General features: G+C 60.7%; 2 protein-coding genes. Both read left to right on the top strand.

The window, feature by feature from the left end; genetic code table 11:
* The coding region (locus AC2FNR_RS00720) for a Re/Si-specific NAD(P)(+) transhydrogenase subunit alpha (protein WP_353394998.1) at window positions 1–1,571 on the top strand (1,571 nt) is incomplete at its 5' end.
* A 13-nt stretch (window positions 1,572–1,584) separates the two neighbouring features.
* Window positions 1,585–3,036, top strand: coding sequence for an NAD(P)(+) transhydrogenase (Re/Si-specific) subunit beta (locus AC2FNR_RS00715; protein ID WP_170352592.1), 1,452 nt, complete (start codon window positions 1,585–1,587; stop codon window positions 3,034–3,036).
* Window positions 3,037–3,098: the final 62 nt, after the last annotated feature.

Genomic DNA, 3,098 nt, shown 5'->3' with positions numbered 1-3,098 from the left:
TGAAGCTAGGCACACCAAAGGAAATACTGGACGGTGAGAACCGGGTCGCGATGACGCCCGAGTCCGCTTTGCAGTTGCAGAAACTTGGCTATGACTGCGCCATTGAGAAGGGGGCTGGTCTTGCGGCAGGTTTTTCGGATGCTGCCTATGAAGCTGCAGGGGTTGAGGTTATCAAGACCGCTGCTGCGCTGTGGAAAGACTGCGATATTGTCGCCAAGGTGCGTCAGCCCTCTGAGACCGAGCTGAAGCGTCTGACCAAGGGCAAGACGCTGATCTCGTTCTTCAACCCTGCGGGCAATGAAGACGGGATGGAGCTGGCCAAATCCAAAGGCGCGAATGTCATCGCGATGGAGATGGTGCCGCGTATTTCCCGCGCGCAGAAGATGGACGCGCTGTCGTCGATGGCGAACATCGCAGGCTACCGTGCCGTAATCGAGGCGGGCAACAACTTTGGCCGTTTCTTCACCGGTCAGGTGACAGCGGCGGGTAAAGTACCTCCTGCGAAAGTTCTGATCGTGGGGGCCGGTGTGGCCGGTCTGGCCGCGATCGGGACGTCCACGTCGCTGGGCGCGATCACCTATGCGTTCGACGTGCGCCCCGAAGTGGCCGAACAGGTCGAGTCGATGGGTGCGGAATTCGTCTATCTGGACTTTGAAGAGCAGCAGCAGGATGGCGCGGCCACTGGCGGGTATGCGTCGGTTCAGTCCGAAGAATTCCGCAACGCGCAGTTGGCCAAGTTCCGTGAACTTGCCCCCGAGATGGACATCGTGATCACCACCGCGCTGATCCCGAACCGCGAAGCGCCCGAGCTTTGGACCAAGGATATGGTCGAAAGCATGAAGCCGGGCTCGGTCATCGTGGACCTAGCGGCGGAAAAAGGCGGCAACTGTAAGCTGACCGTCGCGGATGAGAAGATTGTGACCGACAATGGCGTGACCATTATCGGCTATACCGACTTCCCCAGCCGGATGGCGGCGCAATCGTCGTCTCTGTACGCGACCAACATCCGTCACATGATGACTGACCTGACGCCCGAGAAGGACGGTCAGATCAACCACGACATGGAAGATGACGTGATCCGCGGCTCGACCGTGACCTTTGAGGGTGAGATCACCTTCCCGCCGCCGCCGCCGAAAGTGCAGGCCATCGCGGCGCAGAAGAAGCCCGAGGTCAAGGAACTGACCCCGGAAGAGAAAAAGGCGCAGGAGATTGCGGCGTTCAAGGCGCAGACCAAGCAGCAGTTCACCCTGCTGGGTGTGGGCGGCGCGCTGATGCTGCTGGTGGGTCTGGTCGCTCCGGCCAGCTTCATGCAGCACTTCATCGTGTTCGTGCTGGCCGTGTTCGTTGGCTTCCAGGTGATCTGGGGCGTGGCGCATTCGCTGCACACTCCGCTGATGGCGATCACCAACGCGATCTCGTCGATCATCATTGTTGGGGCGCTTATGCAGATCGGATCGGGCTCGTTCCTGGTGATCCTGCTGGCGGCGCTGTCGGTCTTTATGGCCGGGATCAACATCTTCGGCGGTTTCCTTGTCACCCGGCGCATGCTCGCCATGTTCCAGAAATCTTAAGGAGGCCGGGTAGATGATTGGCTTCACCACTGCCGCTTATGTTGTTGCGGCTGTTCTGTTCATCCTGTCCCTGGGCGGGTTGTCGAACCAGGAAAGCGCCAAGCGCGCTGTCTGGTACGGTATTGTCGGTATGGCGCTGGCGGTCTTTGCCACGCTTGTGGGCCCCGGTTCGGGCCTGTGGTTGCTGTCGCTGCTGCTGATTGCAGGCGGCGGTTTGATCGGGTCCTATGTCGCCAAACGCGTGCAGATGACCGAGATGCCACAGCTTGTCGCGGCGATGCACTCGCTGGTGGGTCTGGCGGCTGTGTTCGTGGGCTTCAACGCGCATTTTGAGATCGGCAACGTGGCGCAGGTCATGGCGATTGCGGATGCGGCGAACCAGGCGGACCTGTCGGATCTGGGCGCCTTTGCCAAGCTGATCGCCAAAAAGACGGCGGCCGAGCTGACGATCCTGCATGTGGAACTGTTCCTGGGCATCTTCATCGGTGCGATCACCTTTACCGGTTCGGTCGTGGCCTATGGCAAGCTGGCGGGCAAGGTGACATCGGCGGCGACCAAGCTGCCCGGCGGTCATGCGCTGAACGCGGCGGCGGCAGGTCTCTCGCTGATCTGCCTGATCTGGTACACCGCCTCGGGCGGTCTGTTCCCGCTGATCCTGATGACACTGGCGGCGCTGTTCATCGGCTATCACCTGATCATGGGCATCGGTGGCGCGGACATGCCGGTGGTTGTGTCGATGCTGAACTCGTATTCGGGTTGGGCCGCAGCGGCCATTGGCTTCAGCCTCGGCAACGACCTGCTGATCGTTGTGGGTGCGCTGGTTGGCTCGTCGGGTGCGATCCTGTCCTACATCATGTGTAAGGCGATGAACCGGCACTTTGTCAGCGTGATCCTGGGCGGCTTTGGCGGCACCTCGGGCCCGCAGATGGAAGTTGAGGGCGAGCAGGTTGCCATCGACGCCGATGGCGTTGCCGCAGCTCTGAACGACGCCGACAGCGTGATCATCATTCCGGGCTACGGTATGGCGGTGGCGCAGGCACAGCAGTCGGTCAGTGAACTGGTCCGCAAGCTGCGCGCCAAGGGCAAAGAGGTGCGCTTCGCGATCCACCCTGTTGCCGGTCGTCTGCCGGGTCATATGAACGTGCTGCTGGCCGAGGCCAAGGTGCCCTATGACATCGTGCTGGAGATGGACGAGATCAACGATGACTTCCCGGAAACGGATGTGGCCATCGTGATAGGGTCGAACGACATCGTAAACCCTGCGGCGCAGGAAGATCCCAACAGCCCCATCGCCGGAATGCCGGTTCTGGAATGCTGGAAGGCAAAGCAGGTGTTTGTGTCCAAGCGTGGTCAGGGCACCGGCTATTCGGGCATCGAAAACCCGCTGTTCTTCAAGGAAAACACCCGCATGTTCTATGGCGACGCCAAGCAGTCGCTGGACAAGCTCCTGCCCATGATCGACTGATCCAAAGCACACGAAACACAAAAAGGCGCCCAAACGGGCGCCTTTCCGCGTTTCGCGGTAGG

This window comes from Ruegeria sp. SATB045 (assembly GCF_059613525.1).
This window is presented reverse-complemented; position numbering and strand designations above follow the sequence as displayed.